At 48.2% G+C, this 19925-nt stretch carries 19 protein-coding genes; 10 read left to right on the top strand and 9 right to left on the bottom strand.

The features are described from left to right. Positions 1-62 precede the first annotated feature (62 nt). Positions 63-320, bottom strand: coding sequence for a 50S ribosomal protein L27 (gene rpmA, locus CPY98_RS02595; protein ID WP_004093693.1), 258 nt, complete (start codon positions 318-320; stop codon positions 63-65). 18 nt (positions 321-338) lie between these two features. Next, a complete protein-coding gene (gene rplU, locus CPY98_RS02590) occupies positions 339-650 on the bottom strand; it encodes a 50S ribosomal protein L21 (protein WP_004093692.1) in 312 nt (103 codons plus the stop codon). Positions 651-909: 259 nt separating this feature from the next. On the opposite strand from rplU, the gene ispB reads away from it, so the two are divergent. Both ispB and CPY98_RS02580 read left to right on the top strand, forming a co-directional pair. Continuing rightward, positions 910-1881 (top strand): octaprenyl diphosphate synthase, encoded by a 972-nt coding sequence (gene ispB, locus CPY98_RS02585; RefSeq protein WP_043490714.1) that lies wholly within the window; start codon positions 910-912, stop codon positions 1879-1881. A 212-nt stretch (positions 1882-2093) separates the two neighbouring features. Continuing rightward, positions 2094-2405 (top strand): helix-turn-helix transcriptional regulator, encoded by a 312-nt coding sequence (locus tag CPY98_RS02580; RefSeq protein WP_043490711.1) that lies wholly within the window; start codon positions 2094-2096, stop codon positions 2403-2405. A gap of 53 nt (positions 2406-2458) precedes the next feature. Here CPY98_RS02580 and mdh read toward each other — a convergent pair whose 3' ends face one another. Beyond that, positions 2459-3397 (bottom strand): malate dehydrogenase, encoded by a 939-nt coding sequence (gene mdh / locus CPY98_RS02575; RefSeq protein ID WP_025798823.1) that lies wholly within the window; start codon positions 3395-3397, stop codon positions 2459-2461. Positions 3398-3865: 468 nt separating this feature from the next. Here mdh and argR point away from each other — a divergent pair, with 468 nt between their 5' ends. From argR to yhcN (CPY98_RS02560), 3 genes are all read left to right on the top strand, one after another. Then, positions 3866-4336, top strand: a complete 471-nt coding sequence (gene argR / locus CPY98_RS02570; protein ID WP_004093684.1) for a transcriptional regulator ArgR — start codon at positions 3866-3868, stop codon at positions 4334-4336. A gap of 415 nt (positions 4337-4751) precedes the next feature. Continuing rightward, on the top strand, positions 4752-5015 hold the full coding sequence (yhcN, locus tag CPY98_RS02565) for a peroxide/acid stress response protein YhcN (protein ID WP_046449770.1): 264 nt from the start codon (positions 4752-4754) through the stop codon (positions 5013-5015). A 136-nt stretch (positions 5016-5151) separates the two neighbouring features. Next, the gene (gene yhcN, locus CPY98_RS02560) at positions 5152-5415 is read left to right on the top strand and encodes a peroxide/acid stress response protein YhcN (protein WP_025798818.1); all 264 of its coding nucleotides are present in this window, start codon (positions 5152-5154) and stop codon (positions 5413-5415) included. A 180-nt stretch (positions 5416-5595) separates the two neighbouring features. On the opposite strand, the gene mpl is transcribed toward yhcN (CPY98_RS02560), so the two are convergent. Beyond that, on the bottom strand, positions 5596-6975 hold the full coding sequence (gene mpl / locus CPY98_RS02555; RefSeq protein ID WP_096386232.1) for a UDP-N-acetylmuramate:L-alanyl-gamma-D-glutamyl-meso-diaminopimelate ligase: 1380 nt from the start codon (positions 6973-6975) through the stop codon (positions 5596-5598). Between the two features lie 168 nt (positions 6976-7143). On the opposite strand from mpl, the gene fbp reads away from it, so the two are divergent. Then, positions 7144-8148, top strand: coding sequence for a class 1 fructose-bisphosphatase (fbp, locus tag CPY98_RS02550; RefSeq protein WP_025798814.1), 1005 nt, complete (start codon positions 7144-7146; stop codon positions 8146-8148). A gap of 134 nt (positions 8149-8282) precedes the next feature. Further along, positions 8283-8813 (top strand): inorganic diphosphatase, encoded by a 531-nt coding sequence (gene ppa, locus CPY98_RS02545; protein WP_025798812.1) that lies wholly within the window; start codon positions 8283-8285, stop codon positions 8811-8813. Positions 8814-8889: 76 nt separating this feature from the next. On the opposite strand, the gene CPY98_RS02540 is transcribed toward ppa, so the two are convergent. The 3 genes from CPY98_RS02540 to CPY98_RS02530 are packed head-to-tail and all read right to left on the bottom strand — an operon-like array spanning position 8890 to position 14902. Next, complete coding sequence (locus CPY98_RS02540) at positions 8890-9243, bottom strand: gamma-glutamylcyclotransferase (protein WP_046359426.1); 354 nt, start codon at positions 9241-9243, stop codon at positions 8890-8892. Further along, complete coding sequence (locus CPY98_RS02535; protein WP_096386229.1) at positions 9243-13169, bottom strand: translocation/assembly module TamB domain-containing protein; 3927 nt, start codon at positions 13167-13169, stop codon at positions 9243-9245. Before CPY98_RS02535 ends, CPY98_RS02540 begins: the two co-directional genes overlap by 1 nt. After that, positions 13166-14902 (bottom strand): autotransporter assembly complex family protein, encoded by a 1737-nt coding sequence (locus CPY98_RS02530; protein WP_025798806.1) that lies wholly within the window; start codon positions 14900-14902, stop codon positions 13166-13168. The genes CPY98_RS02535 and CPY98_RS02530 overlap by 4 nt, the downstream gene beginning before the upstream one ends. Before the next feature lie 273 nt (positions 14903-15175). On the opposite strand from CPY98_RS02530, the gene msrA reads away from it, so the two are divergent. Both msrA and CPY98_RS02520 read left to right on the top strand, forming a co-directional pair. Further along, positions 15176-15796 carry a peptide-methionine (S)-S-oxide reductase MsrA gene (gene msrA, locus CPY98_RS02525; RefSeq protein ID WP_096388706.1) on the top strand — a complete coding sequence of 207 codons (621 nt, stop codon included), beginning with the start codon at positions 15176-15178 and terminating at the stop codon, positions 15794-15796. A gap of 250 nt (positions 15797-16046) precedes the next feature. After that, complete coding sequence (locus tag CPY98_RS02520) at positions 16047-17393, top strand: hemolysin family protein (protein WP_043490703.1); 1347 nt, start codon at positions 16047-16049, stop codon at positions 17391-17393. Between the two features lie 125 nt (positions 17394-17518). Here the strand turns inward: CPY98_RS02520 and CPY98_RS02515 are convergent, their stop codons facing one another. After that, positions 17519-17725, bottom strand: a complete 207-nt coding sequence (locus tag CPY98_RS02515; protein ID WP_004093669.1) for a DUF1107 domain-containing protein — start codon at positions 17723-17725, stop codon at positions 17519-17521. Between the two features lie 331 nt (positions 17726-18056). On the opposite strand from CPY98_RS02515, the gene CPY98_RS02510 reads away from it, so the two are divergent. After that, positions 18057-18614, top strand: a complete 558-nt coding sequence (locus tag CPY98_RS02510) for a YtfJ family protein (protein ID WP_043490701.1) — start codon at positions 18057-18059, stop codon at positions 18612-18614. 4 nt (positions 18615-18618) lie between these two features. Here CPY98_RS02510 and cysQ read toward each other — a convergent pair whose 3' ends face one another. Further along, positions 18619-19359: a 3'(2'),5'-bisphosphate nucleotidase CysQ gene (cysQ, locus tag CPY98_RS02505; RefSeq protein ID WP_043490698.1), complete on the bottom strand. Its 741-nt coding sequence runs from the start codon at positions 19357-19359 to the stop codon at positions 18619-18621. Positions 19360-19925: the final 566 nt, after the last annotated feature.

Below are 19925 nucleotides of genomic sequence, written 5' to 3'. Positions count from 1 at the left end.
TAAACGTAAAAAAGCCCCGCAAGATTATTGCGGGGCCTTACATCTATTTAGACGCGAAAAACTTATTCAGCAACGATGCTGATGAACTTACGGTTTTTCGGGCCTTTAACTTCGAACTTGACTTTACCGTCAGCCAAAGCAAACAGAGTGTGGTCACGGCCGCAACCTACGTTGTTGCCAGCGTGGAATTTAGTACCACGTTGACGAACGATGATGCTACCTGCCAATACTGCTTCGCCGCCAAAGCGTTTTACGCCCAGACGTTTAGCTTCTGAATCGCGACCGTTACGAGTCGAGCCGCCAGCCTTTTTATGTGCCATTAATCTGCTCTCCTAGAATTAAGCGCTGATACCAGTGATCTTAACATCAGTGAACCACTGACGGTGACCCTGCTGCTTACGATGATGCTTACGACGACGGAACTTAACGATAGTTACTTTCTCGCCACGACCGTGAGCAACGATTTCAGCCTTAACTTTGCCACCAGAAACAAATGGAACGCCAATCTTGATGTCTTCGCCATTGGCGACCATCAGGATCTGGTCAAACTCAACAGTTTCACCAGTTGCGATGTCCAGCTTTTCCAGGCGAATAGTCTGACCTTCGCTTACTCGGTGTTGTTTACCACCACTTTGGAAAACCGCGTACATATAAACTCCGCATTTCCGCACGCATGGTTCGTTGCCCAATACGCGCTATAAATATTCACAATAGGGCGCGAATTCTACGCAAAAATCATTCAGAAGACAAGGGTAGAATCAGGAGAAAAGAAGAAAAAAAACACAGTTCTCTTCGCGCCGTTTATCTAATACGTTTTTCAAGTACAATCATACTATAGTTGGTGGCTTGTGACAGCCTGCATGCGGGCTTTCGCCTGGCGGAAAATGGAAACACAGTTGAATTAATACAATGAACCTAGAACAAATTACTGAGTTAACCGCGCAGGACATGGCGGATGTAAACGCAACAATTCTTCAGCAACTAAACTCTGAAGTTAGTCTAATCAACCAGTTAGGCTACTACATTATCAGCGGTGGAGGTAAACGGATTCGCCCGATGATCGCAGTATTGTCGGCTAGAGCATTAAATTACGAAGGGGATAAACACATCACCGTCGCGGCGTTAATTGAATTTATTCATACCGCAACGCTGCTGCACGACGATGTGGTCGATGAATCCGATATGCGACGTGGCAAAGCTACGGCAAATGCGGCTTTCGGTAATGCTGCCAGCGTTTTAGTTGGTGATTTTATCTATACCCGTTCGTTCCAGATGATGACAAGCCTACAGTCTTTGCGCGTTTTGGAGCTGATGTCCGAGGCAACTAACGTTATTGCTGAAGGTGAAGTTTTACAGTTGATGAACGTTAACGATCCGAACATCACTGAAGAAAACTACATGCGCGTTATCTACAGCAAAACGGCTCGTTTGTTTGAGGCGGCAGCGCAATCTTCGGCGATCCTTGCTGGAGCCACGCACGAACAGGAAATCGCCTTGCAAGACTATGGGCGCTATCTTGGCACCGCATTCCAATTGATCGACGATCTCTTGGATTACGATGCAGACGGGAAAACACTGGGTAAAAATACCGGTGATGACCTGAATGAAGGAAAGCCGACATTGCCTCTGCTACATGCGATGAAGCATGGCACACCGGAGCGTTCTGCGATGATCCGTAAAGCCATCGAAGAAGGCAATGGACGCCATTTGCTTGAGCCTGTGCTGGAAACAATGCACGAAGTGGGTTCACTCACGTATACCCGCCAACGTGCAGAAGAAGAAGCCGATAAAGCGATTTTAGCGCTACAAGCATTGCCAGAATCAAGCTACAAAGAGGCACTGATTGGGCTCGCTAATATGGCGGTAGATAGAAAATTCTAATTTTCTTTTTTTAGAAACAAAAGGAAGAGCCGAAAGGCTCTTTTTTTATGTAAAATCTTTATTAAACATAATAATAGAATAAATATAACGAGTTTCTTATTATTGAAATAATTGGAAATTAATTGAAATTTAAAGAGTGTTTTTAGATAGTAGCAATACACGCAAACCCTATTTCTCTCCCCTGTTTATGTGTCATTGCAAAGGAATGAATTATGGCAGAGAGTCAATGCCTAGAAGATTGGCATCATGCAGATATTATTGCTGCATTACATAAAAGAAATATTACGCTCAGTGGGTTATCAAGAGCCTCAGGGCTCTCAAGTACCACGCTATCGAATGCCTTGACTCGCCCTTGGCCAAAAGGTGAGTTAATTATTGCTCACGCCTTAGGGATACACCCTTCTGAAATATGGCCAAGTCGCTATTTTGATATCAGTACGCATCAACTGATTGATAGACAGCGGCTCATGCGCCAACGCAAACCAAAAAAAATAAAACCGCCAGCAATCAAAGCCGGCGGTTAAATTCAGATGGAACAGGTAAACGGGTGTATTGACCACCCGTATTCCATCAACAATTATTTGTTAACGAAGGTTTCGCCCAGTTCGATATCTTTATGCAGAACATCTAACATACCTTCCAGCGCTTTTTGTTCAAAGGCGCTCAAAGTACCAATAGATTTGCGTTCAACAATGCCTTCTTTACCCAGCAGCAATGGCTGTGCGAAGAAACGAGCATATTTGCCATCACCTTCAACGTAAGCACATTCCACAACGTTGCTTTCGCCCTGCATAGCGCGGACCAGAGACAAACCGAAACGTGCCGCAGCTTGGCCCATAGACAGCGTTGCTGACCCGCCACCGGCTTTAGCTTCAACAACCTCGGTCCCCGCGTTTTGAATACGTTTGGTCAGATCGGCAACTTCCTGCTCAGTGAAGCTCACACCAGGGATCTGAGACAGCAGTGGCAAAATAGTCACGCCAGAGTGGCCGCCAATAACAGGCACTTCAACTTCTGCCGGATTTTTGCCTTTCAGTTCACCAACAAAAGTATTTGAACGGATAACGTCCAGAGTGGAAATACCGAACAGTTTATCTTTGTTATAAACACCGGCTTTCTTCAGCACTTCTGCTGCGATAGCTACCGTGGTGTTCACTGGGTTAGTGATGATGCCTACACAAGCTTTAGGACACGTGCTAGCAACCTGCTCAATCAGATTACGTACGATACCGGCGTTCACATTAAACAGGTCGGAGCGATCCATACCCGGTTTACGAGCAACACCCGCAGAAATCAATACGATATCCGCGCCTTCCAAAGCAGGGCGCGCATCTTCACCGCTGAAACCTTTGATTTTAACGGCTGTTGGGATGTGGCTGAGATCGACGGCGACACCTGGGGTGACTGGCGCAATATCATAAAGGGAGAGTTCTGAACCTGAAGGAAGCTGAGTTTTGAGAAGAAGGGCTAAAGCCTGACCAATACCGCCGGCTGCGCCGAGAACTGCAACTTTCATTCTATACTCCTTGATTTATCTTTAATTTAAGAGTGCCGTGAATGCATTACCGCGCACCTTAGTCCATCATGTCTTAAAAAACAATCTGTTAACACAAAGATTGGGATATGACGCACTAATTCCATGTCCTACTGCAAGGTTTATAATAAAAAATAGCTTATGCATGAAAGATATAGGGCCACAGAGTAGGAATTCGTTGCGCACTTATCACAGCTCATTACCCAGCCATTACATTACACCCTTCTTTTACATCACAACAACATCATTTTAATAACAATCTATTTACGAATGCCGATGACATAACCAAAGTTCCCGCTAACATATTCATTTTATGGGCAAGGTGGTAAAATCATCCCCTTGCCGGTTTGAACTCTATAGTGACCGACTTAACGTTTTCCGCACTTAAATTGCATAAAAATTCATTATTACGCATAATAATGTTCTCTATTTCTATTCCTACGGTGAAGAATGCGAACTCCAACAAAACAAGAAGACTTGATCAAGGCATTCAAGGCGCTGCTCAAAGAAGAGAAATTCAGTTCTCAGGGTGAGATCGTGCAGGCTCTGCAAGATGAAGGCTTTGAGAATATCAACCAATCCAAAGTATCTCGTATGCTGACCAAATTTGGTGCCGTCCGTACACGAAATGCCAAAATGGAGATGGTGTACTGCCTGCCAGCAGAACTTGGCGTTCCGACTACGAGCAGCCCGTTGAAGAATCTGGTTCTCGACGTGGATTACAACGAATCCGTTGTCGTTATCCATACCAGCCCAGGCGCAGCGCAATTAATTGCACGCCTATTGGATTCATTAGGCAAATCAGAAGGGATTTTGGGAACTATCGCAGGTGACGACACAATTTTCACCACGCCTGCAAAAGGGTTCTCCGTTGAGCAGCTGCACGACGCTATTTTGTCGCTGTTTGATCAAGAACTGTAATCCTGTTCTCAGGCCTGATATCTGTCAGGCCTATGATTGTCCCCGTCCGCCCTCCTTAAAGTTGCCGTACTCTTTTCCGCTTAATTACACAACTCATACAGCATGATTCGCTACTTCAAATAGCATTAATGGTCAATCAGTCCTATATCCATATTCCTGCCGGTCACAAACGCTACGGACCGCACATTTTGCAACATGATGTTACTTTATTGATTTAATTAGACTTTAGTCTTAAAAGTGTGTTTTTTGCGCTGTTTTTATTCCATTTAGATCTATTCATCAAAACAATACCAAACAAATAAACCTAACAAACCATTAGCTCGCTATTAATTTTTCGAGTTACTAGGTGTACACTTGTTTTCGTGATTTGAATCACAGTTCAAAACTAAATAAAACAATATCTGAGGGATACATCATGAAAATTAAAACTACTGTTGCAACTCTAGCCGTTCTTTCTTCTCTTTCTTTCGGCGCATTCGCTGCTCAGTTGGTTGATAACGCACAGGCATCAAAAATGCAGCCTGTTGGCACCATCAGCGTAAGCGGCGTAAGCGCAGCTCCTTCTGATATCAGAGCGGCTCTGTCAGCTAAAGCTGATGCGCAAGGCGCAACAGCTTACCGCGTAGTTGAAGCCCGCAACGAAGGCTCATTCCACGCAACTGCTGAAATCTACAAATAAAATACGGATTCACCTGCTTTGCGGAGCACAAACTCCGTAAATGAATCGCTAAAGTTAAACCGCAGTGACCAAAAGAATATCGTCATTGAATCTAAGATCGAAGTACTGCGGCAGAATGAAAAATAGGAAAATAATCATGAAAATCAAAACTACCGTTGCTGCTTTAAGTCTTCTTTCTATGGTTTCTTTTGGTGCTTTTGCTGCGCAATCCATCAGCGCACAGCAGGCTTCCTCTATGCAATCCATTGGCACTATAACCATCAGTGGTATCGATGGTTCGCCTTCAGATATCAAAGCACAGCTGTCCGATAAAGCTGACGCCAAAGGCGCTACCGCATTCCATATCGTTGAAGCTCATTTGGATGGCAACTACCACGCCACCGCTGAGATTTACCGTTAATTATTAAGATGTTTCATCATAAGGCTGGCGCTTCCTGTGTCTAACCCGATTCAGCCAGCTAACACTCTCGTCTAACCCGACGAACCCCATTGCCTCCGCTTGCGGAGGCTTTTTTTTATCAAAATATCAGGCACAAAAAAGCCGTGGACTAAGCCACGGCTGATTCATTAGAGCGGCAACTTACTGTTGCTCAGCAATCTCTTGCTTGTGCTCAAGTGCTTTCAACAATTTGCTATGGATCCCTTCAAAGCCACCGTTGCTCATCACCAAAATATAATCGCCAGGCTGCGCTGTTTTAGCGATCATATCTACCAGAACATCAACGTCGGCGCTCCAGTGAGCCGGCTGAACACAAGCCTCTGCCACTTCAGTGACCAGCCACGGAATGTGATGTGGCTGGAATAAGAAGACCTCATCCGCACGGCCAAGCGCCGGGGCTAGGTCATTCTTAGATACGCCCATTTTCATAGTATTAGAGCGCGGTTCCAACACAGCAAGAATGCGTGCGGTTCCACCGACTTTGCTGCGTAAAGCCGCCAGCGTTGCCAAAATAGCCGTAGGATGGTGTGCAAAATCATCGTAAACCTTCACGCCAAAGGCTTCGCCACGAAGCTCTAAACGACGACGGGCATTGATAAAGCTTCCCAAGGCACGGCAAGCATCGACAGGCAACACGCCAACATGACGGGCAGCGGCAATCGCCATCAAGCCGTTATGCATATTGTGCTCACCCACTAAGCCCCAGCTAACCTCTCCCACGACTTCACCATCCAGCAAAACTTCGTAATGGCTAGCATCTGGATTGAGTTTACGCGCGTTCCACGTTCCCTCTTCACCACTAAGCTCTTGCTCACTCCAGCAACCCATCCCCATAACCTGTTTCAGATTGGCATCGTTGCTCGGCAAAATAATACGGCCTTTGCCCGGTACCAAACGAACTAGATGATGGAACTGTTTCTGGATCGCTTTAAGATCGTCGAAAATATCCGCATGATCAAACTCAAGATTATTGAGGATCAACGTACGCGGGCAGTAGTGCACAAACTTGGATCGTTTATCAAAGAAGGCACAATCGTACTCATCGGCCTCGATCACAAAGAATGGGCTGTTGCCCATACGAGCGGAAACGTCAAAGTTTCCAGGAACGCCACCAATCACAAAGCCTGGCTCATAGCCGCACTCTTCCAAGATCCAAGTGACCATCCCTGCCGTTGTGGTTTTGCCGTGGGTACCTGCAACCGCAATCACCCAACGATGGCGTAGAACTTCATCATGCAGCCACTGTGGACCAGAAACGTATGGGATCCCCTGCTCCAGAATAACTTCCACGCAAGGGTTGCCACGCGTCATTGCGTTACCAATGATCACCAAATCAGGTGCAGGATCTAAATGGGAAGGATCATAACCTTCCATCAATGTGATCCCTTCTTTTTCAAGCAGCGTGCTCATCGGAGGATAAACATTGGCATCAGAACCCGTCACTTCATGTCCTAACGTCCGAGCCAGCAAAGCAAGGCCGCCCATAAATGTGCCGCAGATTCCAAGAATATGAATGCGCATATCGTTTCCAGTTGATTACATCGAGTCAGTTCACATTCTAACGCTGTGAACGGCTTAGGCGAAATGGAATTACCTAGGAATCACTTTATACATTGGCTAGAATAGCTGCGAAAACGTTGGCGGTTTGTAAATAAATCGCTACTCCTTCGCAGAATCAGGGAATGTGTCATGAAAACTTTAGGCGAGTTTATCGTCGAAAAGCAGCAAGATTTTCCACACGCTACTGGCGAACTAACCGCTCTCCTCTCCGCAATTAAACTGGGTGCCAAAATTATCCACCGCGATATCAACAAAGCGGGTTTAGTGGATATTCTCGGTGCAAGTGGTGCGGAAAACGTGCAGGGTGAGGTTCAGATGAAACTGGATCTCTATGCCAATGAAAAACTCAAAGCCGCTTTAAAAGCGCGTGGAGAGGTGGCGGGTATCGCATCGGAAGAAGAAGACGATATTGTTATTTTTGAGGGCGATCGCGCCAACAACGGTAAATATGTCGTTTTAATGGATCCGTTAGACGGTTCTTCCAACATCGACGTTAACGTGTCGGTCGGTACGATTTTCTCTATCTATCGCCGCATTACGCCAATTGGGCAGCCGGTTACCGAAGAAGATTTCCTGCAGCCGGGAAATTGTCAGGTTGCCGCTGGTTATGTGGTTTATGGCTCTTCAACGATGCTGGTATACACCACCGGCAACGGAGTTCACGCCTTTACCTATGACCCATCGCTGGGCGTATTCTGCCTGTCACATGAACGCGTGCGTTTCCCTGAAAAAGGCAATATGTACTCCATCAACGAAGGGAACTACATCAAATTCCCTCTCGGCGTGAAGAAATACATTAAGTATTGCCAAGAACAAGACGAAGCGACTCATCGCCCTTATACCTCACGCTATATTGGTTCTTTGGTTGCCGATTTCCATCGTAACCTGCTCAAGGGCGGTATCTATATTTACCCAAGCACCGCAAGCCATCCTTCTGGCAAACTGCGTTTGCTGTATGAATGCAACCCTATGGCATTCTTAGCCGAACAAGCGGGCGGTAAAGCGACCGACGGTTTCCGTCGTATTCTGGATATTGCACCGGAAAAACTGCATCAGCGTGCACCTTTCTTCGTTGGCACCAGTTCTATGGTAGAAGACGCTGAACGCTTCATGAGCGATTTCCCAGACGCCTAATCCTGCCTCCCGGTAAATTTCAAGCGTGAGGCGACAAGCCGAACGCTTGAAAGATGTCGGGCAGACTGTTCATTTGTGGAGTGACCGCTATAATAGCCGTCACTCCATTTCTGGTTTGATTAAAGGAAACCGACATGAGCTTGATTAACGTCCCTGCTGGCAAAGACATGCCAGAAGACATCTACGTAGTTATCGAAATTCCAGCTAACGCTGATCCAATCAAATATGAAGTAGACAAAGAAACAGGCTGCCTGTTCGTAGACCGTTTTATGTCTACCGCGATGTTCTACCCATGCAACTACGGTTACATCAACCACACTCTGTCTCTGGACGGTGATCCGGTTGACGTTCTGGTCCCAACTCCGTACCCACTGCAGCCAGGTTCAGTCATTCGTTGCCGCCCAGTTGGCGTGCTGAAAATGACTGACGAAGCCGGTGAAGATGCGAAGCTGGTTGCTGTTCCACACAGCAAAATGACCAAAGAATACGATCACGTCAAAGATGTGAACGATCTGCCTGAACTGCTGCGTGCCCAAATCTCCCACTTCTTTGAACATTACAAAGATCTGGAAAAAGGCAAGTGGGTTAAAGTTGAAGGTTGGGATAACGCTGAAGCCGCTAAAGCTGAAATCGTTGCCTCTTTCGAGCGCGCTAAAAACAAATAATTGTTTTCACGTGCACGAAAAAAAACACCGCCATTGGCGGTGTTTTTTTATGTTTTACTGTCAGACAAGCAGCGTGTTATTCGCCACATTCCTGATCGCGTTTCAACCAGTCGCCGCATTTGATTCGTGGCAAACTGTCTACCGAGTACAGATAGATATATATCCACGCACTGCCAAATGGCGTTTGAATCAGCTCTCTACGGTAATCCTTGCTGTTGCTTTTCAGCTCATCCAGCTCGGCTAAAATGGAAGAGTTAATGCGATAGACTTCGCAAAATACCTTTCCATCGCCCGGAACTACCGCCGGAAAATGGCCGAGATCGTACATCTCATACCCTTCGAGCTCACATTCACCCAGCAACATGGCGTTAGTCATCCAATGACTATTGCCCTGCTTACGACGTAGACTTCCATATACAATAATTCGCATCACTCAAACTCAAACTGATAGAGCAAATCGAGTGCCTGATCGAGTCCAGACACCGCTTCCAGATATAATTTTGGCATTAGGCGATAGCGTAACGTTAGCGTCGCCAACGAATCAAATATCCCAACACCATATTTTACCTGTAATCCTGGTAGTACATAACCACTCACAACAACCTGTGAGCTGTCTCCAACGCCCTGAGCGTCCAGAGATAAATTACTCACGCCAAAGGTTTCGCCGATTTTACCCACCAGCTTACCACTTTGCGCCACACCCATGCCGATCAGCATTGATGTCATGGCATTACTGTCCGTTCCCGAACTTTCTAATCCTTGCCCACGCAGCAAATAAGACAGCGCCATCTGCTGTGACATGGCAGGATCTGAGAATACTTCTAGTTTCGGCTGATCAGCAAGTCCTGTTACACGTACCCCTGCTGTCACGTCATCTTCCGTGGCATCAGGGTTACGAATTGCCTCAATATTCAGCAATGGCTGCTCTGGTGGCCCAGAGAAGATCAATTCACCTTTGCGGATAAGCAAATCTTGCCCATACGCGGCAAAACGACCTTCAGGAATATTAACCTGACCATTTAAGCCAAGACCATGTTCGTCTTGAACCATCTTCAGATCGCCCTGCAATTTCGCTTTCAGACCAAAAGCATCCAAGCGAACGTTAGGGCCAATGTGAATATTCAAATTGCTGTTAATCGGAATCGATGCCGACGCTGGCGTTATCGGCTGGCGTTGGTTGTTCAGCATCACCTCATCAGACGATACCGACACCGCGCTTTCAGGCAGCTCTTGTACCGTGATTCGCGCCCAAGGAATACCCACCGAGCCGTTTAAAGCAAACATCTTCGGCGTCGCTTCAAACACAATATCCGGTGACACATCCAAACGCACCATCGGCGGAACAGTTACGCGAACGCGATCTCCTTTCACTGCAATCTGCGCACGCCATGCATCAATCACACGCCAATCCGCATTACCCGTCAGGTTAAGCTGCCCACGCGAGGTTTTGATCACCCCTTGCAGCGCCGAGCTCATCCCCGCAAAGTTAACCGCCAGATTACCTTCCGTGATATCAAACGGCATAAACTGCCCATCGATATCGACTTTATCCAGTGCCATACGTCCGAAGATCTGCGGCTGCTGGGCGTTTCCGCCTAAGCGTAATGCGGCGTTCAGCATCCCTTGTGCTTTTTCTCCAGACATCAGCGCGGGGTTCAACATCGCCAGCGAGATGCTTTTGATATTCACGTTACCCGACAGATTCCTACGCCCCTGAGGATCGGCAATCTGAACGTTTCCATCAAGCTGGCCATTGCCAGCAATTTTTATCAGCCAATCAAGCTGAGCACGACCATGATTAAGCGCCGCATTCAGGTTCAACGTGTCAAAAGCAATAGGCAGTTGGTTCCCCTGAACGGCCTGTTCCACCTTAACCCCTTTACCAATAAGCGAAACTTTCGCCTCTGGCAACGCCTGACCTTCCTTCCAGCTCACGTCCGCGCGCCCGGTAAATACCCCATTCAATGCGGTATCTGGCCCTAAGAACGGTTTAATCATGGCTAAATCGAAACGGTTTAATACCACGCTAGCATTACCGCTCGCGCCTGCTTCAATCGTTTTAGGAACACAGACCTCAGCGTTCGGGTTTAACCAGCAATGCGGGCCAACGCTGACTTTTTGCTGCTGATTAAGATAATCGAGCGCAATAGGTCGGGTTAAGCGCCATTCGCCAACCGGAGTATCAAAGCGCGTATCGTTTAAGGTCCCCTGCCAGCGCTCAGTAGTGCGATCGAAACTGCCTTTCAGCGCCAACTGACCGGAAAGCGGATCGCCGTTAATTTTCAACTGCAGCTGGTGCTGTTTCTCGCTGCCTTTGGCATCCAGCGTTAACAGACTTATCAGGAAATCATCCTGTTTCAGTTGCTCAACGCGCGCATTCAGATTGCCTTCAATCTGCTCGCCAGAACGAATATCGCCGTCCAGCTTCACTCGCTTGATGGTTAGCGTCTGCCACTGCAAACCAGACGCCGTGAGATCGGCCAATACCTGCGGCGCTTTAAGATCGCCACGCAGTTTCAACGTGCCTTTCGCCGTACCCGCTAACCCCGGTAAATTACCATCAAGGCGAGGCGCATCAATAACGGCATCCAGCGCCCACTTATCAGACAACTCGCCGGTGATATCAATCTTGTTGCGGCCTAGGCCAATGTGCATCTGCGGAATTTTCCACTGACCTGCCTGATTTCCGGTCAGATTCCCACGAACATCGACCTGATTTTGCTTCACGTTACCATCGAGCTGAAGCACCGGAACGCGTAGCTGCCAGTTTCCACCGTATAAACTGCCCTGCGTTTCAATATTGCCGTTCAGTTTAGCCGGCCATTCAGGCCACTGTTTCGCCGTATTGATACCATCAAGCGTAAGCTTACTCTTCCAGCTAATCGCTTTGCTCCAGTCTACTAAGGCTGAAAGATCGGTGTTCCCCTGCAAAGCAGCGACACGCAGACGAGTTAAATTAAATTGCTGATCCGTCCCTTTACCATCAAGGGTAATTTTAGCCGCTGGAATTTCATTACCACTAACATCGGTTCGTAATGACAGCGCATAGGCTTTGCCGCTGCCGTTTAAGCGCAGACGAATATTTTTCGCCTGATACTCTGGCGTCCCCACCAAAGGCCACTGCACGCCGGGGCTTTCCAGCGTCAAGGCTAACGGTAAGCCCGCCGTGGCTAACTGCGTTTCTGCCGCTAACGTCGCTTTTAACGGGCCAGATAAATTAGCATCCAGCGTTAATACATCTCGCAGATCGCCTTTGATACCGAGCTTCAGTTTTTCGCCTTTAACCGGATCAACGTTCAAATCTGCGTTTAAGCGGAAATCCATCGGCCATCGATCGCTCAGCGTCGCCTGACCATGCATGGATACATTGCCCTGCGGTGAACGAACCTCCAGCGTATGCAAACGCAGCGCGCTATCTTTGGTAACAGCCCTCACCAGCAACGAATTCACCACAATATCGCTATCGCCGGTGATACGTAATTGCTCACCAGAAATCCGCTTCACGGTCAGATCCAACGGCAAACGCAGTTCTGGTAAATCAGGCAGCAATGGTTTAGCAAACAGCTCTGCAAGCATCTCGCCTAATGGCTTCTCAATAGCGGCTTTTTCCGCCTCAGCCTGTGCATCTTTCTGAGCTTCAGCTTTTGCCTGCTCAGGCTTGGCAACCTGCTTCACCACCTGCTCTGCAGCATCAGAAGCGGCCTGCTTGGCGCTATCGGCGGCGGCATCCATGGCGGCCTGAGTTACCGGCTTATCTTTAACAGCCACCGCAACCACCTGATCCTGAACCGGCGTTGCAGGCGTTTTCGGCAATGCCACCAGCAGAGACTTGATGTTGGTTGGCAACAACGTTAAGCCACGATCTCGCCATTCAGCACCGGTGCGAAACTCTTCCAAAGAAATAGCAGTGTCATCGACCGTGACGTGAACGTTATTGATACGCAGCAAACGGATCGCCACGGGATAAGGCGCTTTCAGTTCGGTCAGCGGTTCACTGGTGGTTTCTGGCGTAGGCTCAGAAGGCGCCAACTCTTGCGTGTTAATAGCAACGTCAATCTGATTGGCCGTTAGGGCATTCAGGCACAGTTCGCTTTTTTTCAAGCAGCCGATATCCACCGCTAGATGAAGCTCACCGGCTTTCACTTTCACACCGGGCATTTGGTAGGAAACGCCGGTTAACGTTAGATTACGCCACCCGCCGGTTACGCCCGCGATATCAAGCCCCGGCACCCAACGCGCCGCGCTGTTGATAACAAAATGAAGCCCCGGCGTGCTGATCACGGTGCCAATCAGGCCAACCACCAGCAATACGAGCACCAACAAAAAGATCAGGCTGAATTTGATTACGCGTCTCATAGTTCAGGCCCCAATCCGATGTAAAACTGCAAATCATGGTTATCTTTATCACCAACCGGTACCGCAAAATCGAGCTTGATTGGCCCAACCGGTGATTCCCAGCGCACGCCAACACCCGCGCCGGTATAAAAATTACTGCGTTTGATATCGTTCACCGCTTCACCAGAGTCAACAAAGGTGGCACCCCACCATTTCCCAGTGACGTTATATTGATATTCCAATGAACCCGTAGCGAGTTTGGAAGCACCGGTTAACTTGCCTGAGCTATCTTCCGGTGAAATAGATTTGTATTTATATCCGCGAATACTGCGGTCGCCACCGGCGAAGAAGCGCAGGTTTGGCGGCACTTTTTCGAAGTTATTGGTTTCAATCCATCCCACGTTACCGCGTACCACAAAGCGATGTTTTTCTGCTAACGTGCGGATCCACACCTGCTGAGCCTGCACTACGGCGAAGTCAACGTCAGAGCCCCACGTGGTATCGGATACATCAAATGAATAGCGCTGGCTATCGCCCCATACCGGCATGAGTCCACCGCGAGAGCGGGTGCGATTGAGCATAATGCCCGGATACAACAGCATGGTGTCGTTCGACACCTCACCCTGCGTAAAGTGGTTAAGGCTCCAACGCAGGTTAACCGAACGCTGCCAGCCACTCGACAGATCCCAATATCTCGCCACGTTCAGCGTGGTGGTATCTTCTTCGGTATCATTGAGATCGGTACGCTTGAAACCGCCCTGCAATAGGTAATATTGCTCAATCGGGTTCTTTAGCAGCGGAATTTTGTAGCTGAAATCTGCGGTTTGTTCTGGTGCAGAAAGGTTAAGCGAGGTTTCGAAACTGTGCCCATACGAGTTAACCCAAGGACGTTTCCACGTCGCCTGTACGCGCGGCCCCACGTCGGTAGCATAACCACCGCCGAGCTCAACGGTATTCCGCACTTTAGGAGAAACCACCGCGTCTAGCGGCAGCTCTTTATCGGCGGTTGCCTGTTTAAAATCAGGCGATACCACCACCGAGTTGAACCAGTTGGTGGCGGATAAACGACGGCTAAACTCAGCCAACTGCTCAGAAGTGTAATATTCACCCTGTTTGAAAGGCACCAAGTGCTGCAAATACTCTTCTCGAATCTGCGAGCCTTCAAACGTCACATCGCCAAAGCGGTAGCGTTTGCCGCTATCAAAATCGATATCCCAAAATGCTTTGCGCTCATCCTCGATAACACCAAGCTGATGCACCGGCATCGTGGCGTCGAAGTAGCCTCTGCGCACCGCAATAGAGGTCAGGGAATTCTTGAAACTATCGTAAGTGCCGTGATTAAGCACGGTGCCAATTTTAGGCTCACCGGTTTTCAGCAGATCTTTATAAGCAGAGTCATCTTTAGCCTGCCCTAAAATTTTCACGTCAACGCCCGCAATCAATACGGGTTCACCGGCCTTCACTTTCGCAATCAGCAAGGGTCTTTCAGGTGGTTTTTTATCTTGATAATCAAATTCAATGGTTGGCTGATAATAGCCAAGCGCTTTCAGCCCCCGCCGAATAGACTCATCAACTCGGGCGCGAAAACGGCCATCGTTGCTGACTTCATCATTTTCGATGGTGGAAAGACTGGCTCGTACGTTCTGTTCGAGCGACCCGCTTAAACCTTCAACTTTTAAGCGAACTTGCGCTGCATTGGCCAAGGGGGATGCCAAAAAAAGGCATATAAAGCCAAAGAGACGAAATCGTGGCACGCGAACTCCTGAAGTTTACCCTACCCGTAAAACATTCCGTCTGTCAGGGGGAACTGCTATCCGACGGAATTCAAAAATGTGCATGTGCACCAGTTTGCAATGCCATTAGTAACATGGTTGCAATAATTAGGCATATTGTGCGCAAAGTAAGTATGAGATACAACTAATGACCGAATTGATCTAAATAAAGTAATCACTAAAGTTATGTATATAGTAGCTGAGTGATACATAAATCTAAGACAGGAGCCTCCTGTGGCTAACGCAAATCATAATATTCAACCACTTACGGCAGAGCATGCTCTCCCTGGCCGCAATACCCCAATGCCTATTGCTAAAACACACGCGGTGAACGGAAATTCTATGACCGAGGTTCCTGAAGGAATGGAAACCGCCATTTTCGCAATGGGATGCTTCTGGGGTGTAGAGCGTCTGTTCTGGCAACAGCCTGGCATCTACAGTACGGCGGCAGGATATAGCGGTGGCTTCACCCCCAATCCAACCTATCGCGAAGTGTGTTCTGGCCAAACGGGCCATGCGGAAGCCGTGCGCATTGTGTTTGATCCAAAAATCATCAGCTACGAAAAATTACTTGAGCTGTTTTGGGAAAATCACGATCCCGCTCAGGGCGATCGTCAGGGAAATGACATTGGCAGCCAATATCGTTCTGCAATCTACGTGCTTACACCACAGCAGCAGGCTGAAGCGCTGACCAGCGAAGCTCGCTTTCAGAAAGCGATGAAGGAAGCCAACGACTCGCGCGAAATCACCACCGAAATTAGCGCGGCCAAACCGTTCTACTATGCAGAAGATGAGCACCAACAATATCTGTATAAAAACCCGCATGGCTACTGTGGTCTGGGTGGCATTGGGGTATGTCTGCCGCCACAGCTTTAATATTGTCGAGAGCCCGCTTCACGATTAAAATTGGCTAATAGCAATGGCTTATGAAGAAGTGAGCACCTTTTAATCTCTAGCTGGTTTCTCATGGCTGCTGCTATACTAGACGCGGGTCACAGAAATGTGGCCTCGTTAATAGTAGTTAGTACGCGGCATAGTGCGCAAAAACTAGCCGTTTTTTGTTAAACTCCCATTAATCACTGCCCTTCACTATTCCCCGGAGCACTCCGGTCGAAGCGGATAAATTATGTTAAACAGTATTTTACTGATCCTGATATTGATCGCGATAAGCGCCTTTTTTTCCATCTCGGAAATTTCACTGGCCGCCTCTCGCAAAATGAAATTGAAAACAATGGCTGATGAAGGCGATATCAACGCTTCTCGTGTCATTGCGCTCCAAGAACAGCCTGGTTACTTCTTTACCGTGGTACAAATTGGGCTAAATGCCGTCGCTATCCTCGGTGGTATCGTCGGTGACGCCGCATTCTCCCCAACCTTCCGGATTCTGTTTGACCGCTTTATGTCACCAGAAATCTCCGAACAGGTCAGCTTTATCTGTTCATTCGTGTTGGTCACCAGCTGCTTTATTTTGTTTGCCGACCTCACACCGAAACGCATCGGTATGATCGCCCCTGAAACGGTCGCCGTCCGGATCGTCAACCCGATGCGCTTCTGCCTGTTGGTATTCAGACCTTTGGTATGGTTCTTCAACGGCCTTGCCAACATGATCTTCCGCTTATTTAAGCTGCCAATGGTACGTAAAGACGATATTACTTCTGATGATATCTACGCCGTCGTTGAAGCCGGTGCATTAGCGGGCGTACTGCGTAAACAAGAACACGAAATCATCGAGAACGTCTTTGAACTGGAATCTCGTACGGTTCCTTCTTCTATGACGCCGCGTGAAAGCATCATCTACTTCGATTTGAGCGAAAGCGAAGAAAGCATCAAAGAAAAAGTCTCTACTCATCCGCACTCTAAGTTTTTAGTGTGTGATGGGGCAATCGATCACGTGGTGGGCTACGTTGACTCCAAAGATTTGCTGAACCGCGTATTGGGCAATCAAAGCCTCGTGCTAAGCAGCGGCGTGCAAATTCGCAACGTGTTAATCATTCCAGATACGCTGACGTTATCGGAAGGGTTAGAGAGTTTTAAAACCGCCGGTGAAGACTTCGCTATTATTCTGAACGAATATGCGTTGGTGGTGGGTATCATCACGCTTAACGACGTAATGACCACGCTGATGGGCGATCTGGTTGGCCAAGGCCAAGAAGAACAGATTATCGCTCGCGATGAAAACTCGTGGCTGGTTGAAGGCGTTACGCCAATTGATGATGTGATGCGCGTGCTGGATATTGAAGAGTTTCCGCAGAACAGCAACTATGAAACCATTGGCGGCTTCATGATGTATATGCTGCGCAAAATTCCAAAACGCACCGACTACGTCAAATACGCGGGCTATAAGTTTGAAGTTGTTGATATCGACAGCTACAAAATCGATCAGCTGCTGGTGACTCGCTTGGCTGAACGCCCAGCGCCGATCATTCCCGATGCGGCTGGTGATTTAGAAAAAGCGAAAGAAGCCAATACCTAAGCTCAGCGCTTCAAACTGCATGATAGAAACACAAACGGCCCGCAAGGGCCGTTACCATTTTCCTACTTTCTAGTCTATCTGCTCTAGCTTATTAACAACACAGCAGGGAGCTCTTCCCAATCTGCCTATGCCATTTCAGCCTGCAGTCGTGTGACTTGACGATTAATCTCAGACATGGCGCTGAGGTGGCGTTTGTCTCGCACTTTCGGGGGAAGAACCTTCCCCATGTCGAACTCGAAAGCGCCGACATCCTTGATATATAACCGTCCACGAAACAGGGTTTTTACATACTTGGCGACAAGAAGCGGATTGTAGCGTTGGAAGATTTTCATTGTTGTGTTTACCTCCCGGTAATGACATGCGGCAGGGTATAAAAATTCAATCAGCCAAAACGGCTGCACGGCCCCTATCCGCGTAATGGAGTATAAATATAGACTGCTTTCACAACTTTGGGTTCCCATAAAGCGGCATTTTTCACTATATTTACCTCAGCTGACAGAATGGTATGCAAAAAGTCATACCCAGTATGAAATAATCGCGCAAAAAATGGGGTTTTAGCCTTACAGAATAAAACTTTCGATCACACTTCAAAACAGGACAGACCTCCGATCACAATCTATGCTTTTGACACGATCGTTCTGACTGTTTATTTAGGGAGCCTGCATGAAACTACAAAAACACTACCTACTTCCGTTGCTGCTGCTATCGATGTCAGTTTCGGCACATAATTTTCAGCAAGATCAGCGCGTCGCGCCCGTGGGTATCAGCGACCGTGGAGAGCTGAACTATCAGAATAATGAGTTTAGTTACAAAAACTGGAACAGTGCCCAGTTGGGAGGAAAAGTACGAGTCATTCAGCATATCGCTGGACGTACTTCTGCCAAGGACATGAACGATCCATTAATTGAAGCCATCAAGAAAGCCGGTTTACCACACGATAAATATCAAACCACCACCATCGTGAATACCGATGACGCCATTATTGGTACAGGGCCATTCGTACGCAGCAGCATTGAAGGCAGCAAGAAGGAGTTCCCTTGGTCGCAATTTATCGTTGACGATACAGGCGCGGCGAAAAAAGCATGGGACTTACAGCCAAAAGGATCGGCGATCGTCGTTCTGGACAAGCAAGGCAACGTAAAATTTGCGAAAGATGGCGCGCTAACGCCGCAGGAAGTACAGCAGGTTATGGGCCTGCTGCATCAGCTGTTAGGTTCTTAAAAGCCTAAAAGAGAGAAACACGGAACCCCGGATTCAGGAAGGATTCTGCCGGGGTATAATCCAGCGTTTTCCCCTGCCAATCGTGGATCTGCGCACCCGCGGCAAGCGCAACCGCATGCCCCGCCGCCGTATCCCAAACGTTAGTCGGCCCGAAGCGTGGATAGAGTTGAGCTTTCCCCTCTGCCACTAAGCAGAATTTCAGCGAAGAGCCTACGGCAACCGTTTGATGCTCACCCAACTGAGCCAAATAGTCTCTTAACTCTTCGTCGGCATGGGAACGGCTAACTACTACCAGTGGTGGATTAGCATTGCTGACGTGGATTTGCTCGCGCACGCCTTGCTCTTCTTTCCAAGCTTTACCGCGCTCCGCACAATACAAAACATCGTTAACCGGCGCATAAACCACCCCCATCACAGGGACGCCGTTTTCGATCAGGGCAATATTTACCGTGAACTCACCGTTGCGGCTAATAAACTCCTTGGTACCATCTAACGGATCCACCAGCCAATAGCGCTGCCAATGCTGGCGGATCGCCCACGATGGCGGATCTTCTTCAGACAGCAAAGGGATCTCTGGCGTCAGTTTCGCTAAGCCGTCGCGGATCACTTGATGCGCCGCCAGATCTGCCGCAGTGACTGGAGAGTCGTCAGATTTATGCTCTACGTTAAGAGGTTTATCGTCTTGATAGACGACCATTATTGCCTCTCCGGCCTCGCGCGCCAGTCGGGAAATTTGTTCTAACATACCTACCTCTTTAAACAATGATATCGTTTAGAAGACTAGTTTTTTTTGTGTTGAATAGCCATCTTTTGGTGGGTATAGCGGAGTGTTTCGCACTTCTAGAAAAACAGAGTGATGATTAACCTATCTGATATTTATGTAATCGCGATGTAAGGTTTCGACCGCCTTTCAGTAACAGCATTCACATACAAACTAAGTGAAGGCGTCCGAGTCGGGTGCGCCAGCGCGCGCACCCAACACCCGCGCGCTTTTATCCGAGACGCCATCTCCGCTCCGGTTTGGTATCGCCCATCCCGGGCGCCCCAAACTCCACCGGTACATCCCTGTACCGGTGGCTCGTTCTACGAAAATCTAAGTTTTAAAAAATTAAAGATAGGTATTTTTAATTTGGTTTTTTTAGTTAGATGAAATGCATTTTAGAGCCGCCAGCAGGGATGCTGGTGGCAGGTTGAGGGCGTACAGGATGTACGCTCCGAAACCGGTCGGCCAAACGGCTCAGTAAAAAGCGCGAGAGTCGAGAGGTTGCGCGCTGGCAACCTCACTCGGACGCCTACGCCAGCGGTTTCATA

This window comes from Hafnia sp. CBA7124, from assembly GCF_002355555.1.
Classification (GTDB): domain Bacteria; phylum Pseudomonadota; class Gammaproteobacteria; order Enterobacterales; family Enterobacteriaceae; genus Hafnia; species Hafnia alvei.
This window is presented reverse-complemented; position numbering and strand designations above follow the sequence as displayed.

Coding starts and splice junctions, on each gene's coding strand:
- CPY98_RS02540 (WP_046359426.1), bottom strand. CDS start 9,243: ATGCGAATTATTGTATATGGAAGTCTACGTCGTAAGCAGGGCAATAGT.
- CPY98_RS02535 (WP_096386229.1), bottom strand. CDS start 13,169: ATGAGACGCGTAATCAAATTCAGCCTGATCTTTTTGTTGGTGCTCGTA.
- ppa (WP_025798812.1), top strand. CDS start 8,283: ATGAGCTTGATTAACGTCCCTGCTGGCAAAGACATGCCAGAAGACATC.
- rpmA (WP_004093693.1), bottom strand. CDS start 320: ATGGCACATAAAAAGGCTGGCGGCTCGACTCGTAACGGTCGCGATTCA.
- cysQ (WP_043490698.1), bottom strand. CDS start 19,359: ATGTTAGAACAAATTTCCCGACTGGCGCGCGAGGCCGGAGAGGCAATA.
- CPY98_RS02510 (WP_043490701.1), top strand. CDS start 18,057: ATGAAACTACAAAAACACTACCTACTTCCGTTGCTGCTGCTATCGATG.
- rplU (WP_004093692.1), bottom strand. CDS start 650: ATGTACGCGGTTTTCCAAAGTGGTGGTAAACAACACCGAGTAAGCGAA.
- ispB (WP_043490714.1), top strand. CDS start 910: ATGAACCTAGAACAAATTACTGAGTTAACCGCGCAGGACATGGCGGAT.
- CPY98_RS02520 (WP_043490703.1), top strand. CDS start 16,047: ATGTTAAACAGTATTTTACTGATCCTGATATTGATCGCGATAAGCGCC.
- CPY98_RS02580 (WP_043490711.1), top strand. CDS start 2,094: ATGGCAGAGAGTCAATGCCTAGAAGATTGGCATCATGCAGATATTATT.
- yhcN (WP_046449770.1), top strand. CDS start 4,752: ATGAAAATTAAAACTACTGTTGCAACTCTAGCCGTTCTTTCTTCTCTT.
- argR (WP_004093684.1), top strand. CDS start 3,866: ATGCGAACTCCAACAAAACAAGAAGACTTGATCAAGGCATTCAAGGCG.
- fbp (WP_025798814.1), top strand. CDS start 7,144: ATGAAAACTTTAGGCGAGTTTATCGTCGAAAAGCAGCAAGATTTTCCA.
- CPY98_RS02515 (WP_004093669.1), bottom strand. CDS start 17,725: ATGAAAATCTTCCAACGCTACAATCCGCTTCTTGTCGCCAAGTATGTA.
- mpl (WP_096386232.1), bottom strand. CDS start 6,975: ATGCGCATTCATATTCTTGGAATCTGCGGCACATTTATGGGCGGCCTT.
- yhcN (WP_025798818.1), top strand. CDS start 5,152: ATGAAAATCAAAACTACCGTTGCTGCTTTAAGTCTTCTTTCTATGGTT.
- mdh (WP_025798823.1), bottom strand. CDS start 3,397: ATGAAAGTTGCAGTTCTCGGCGCAGCCGGCGGTATTGGTCAGGCTTTA.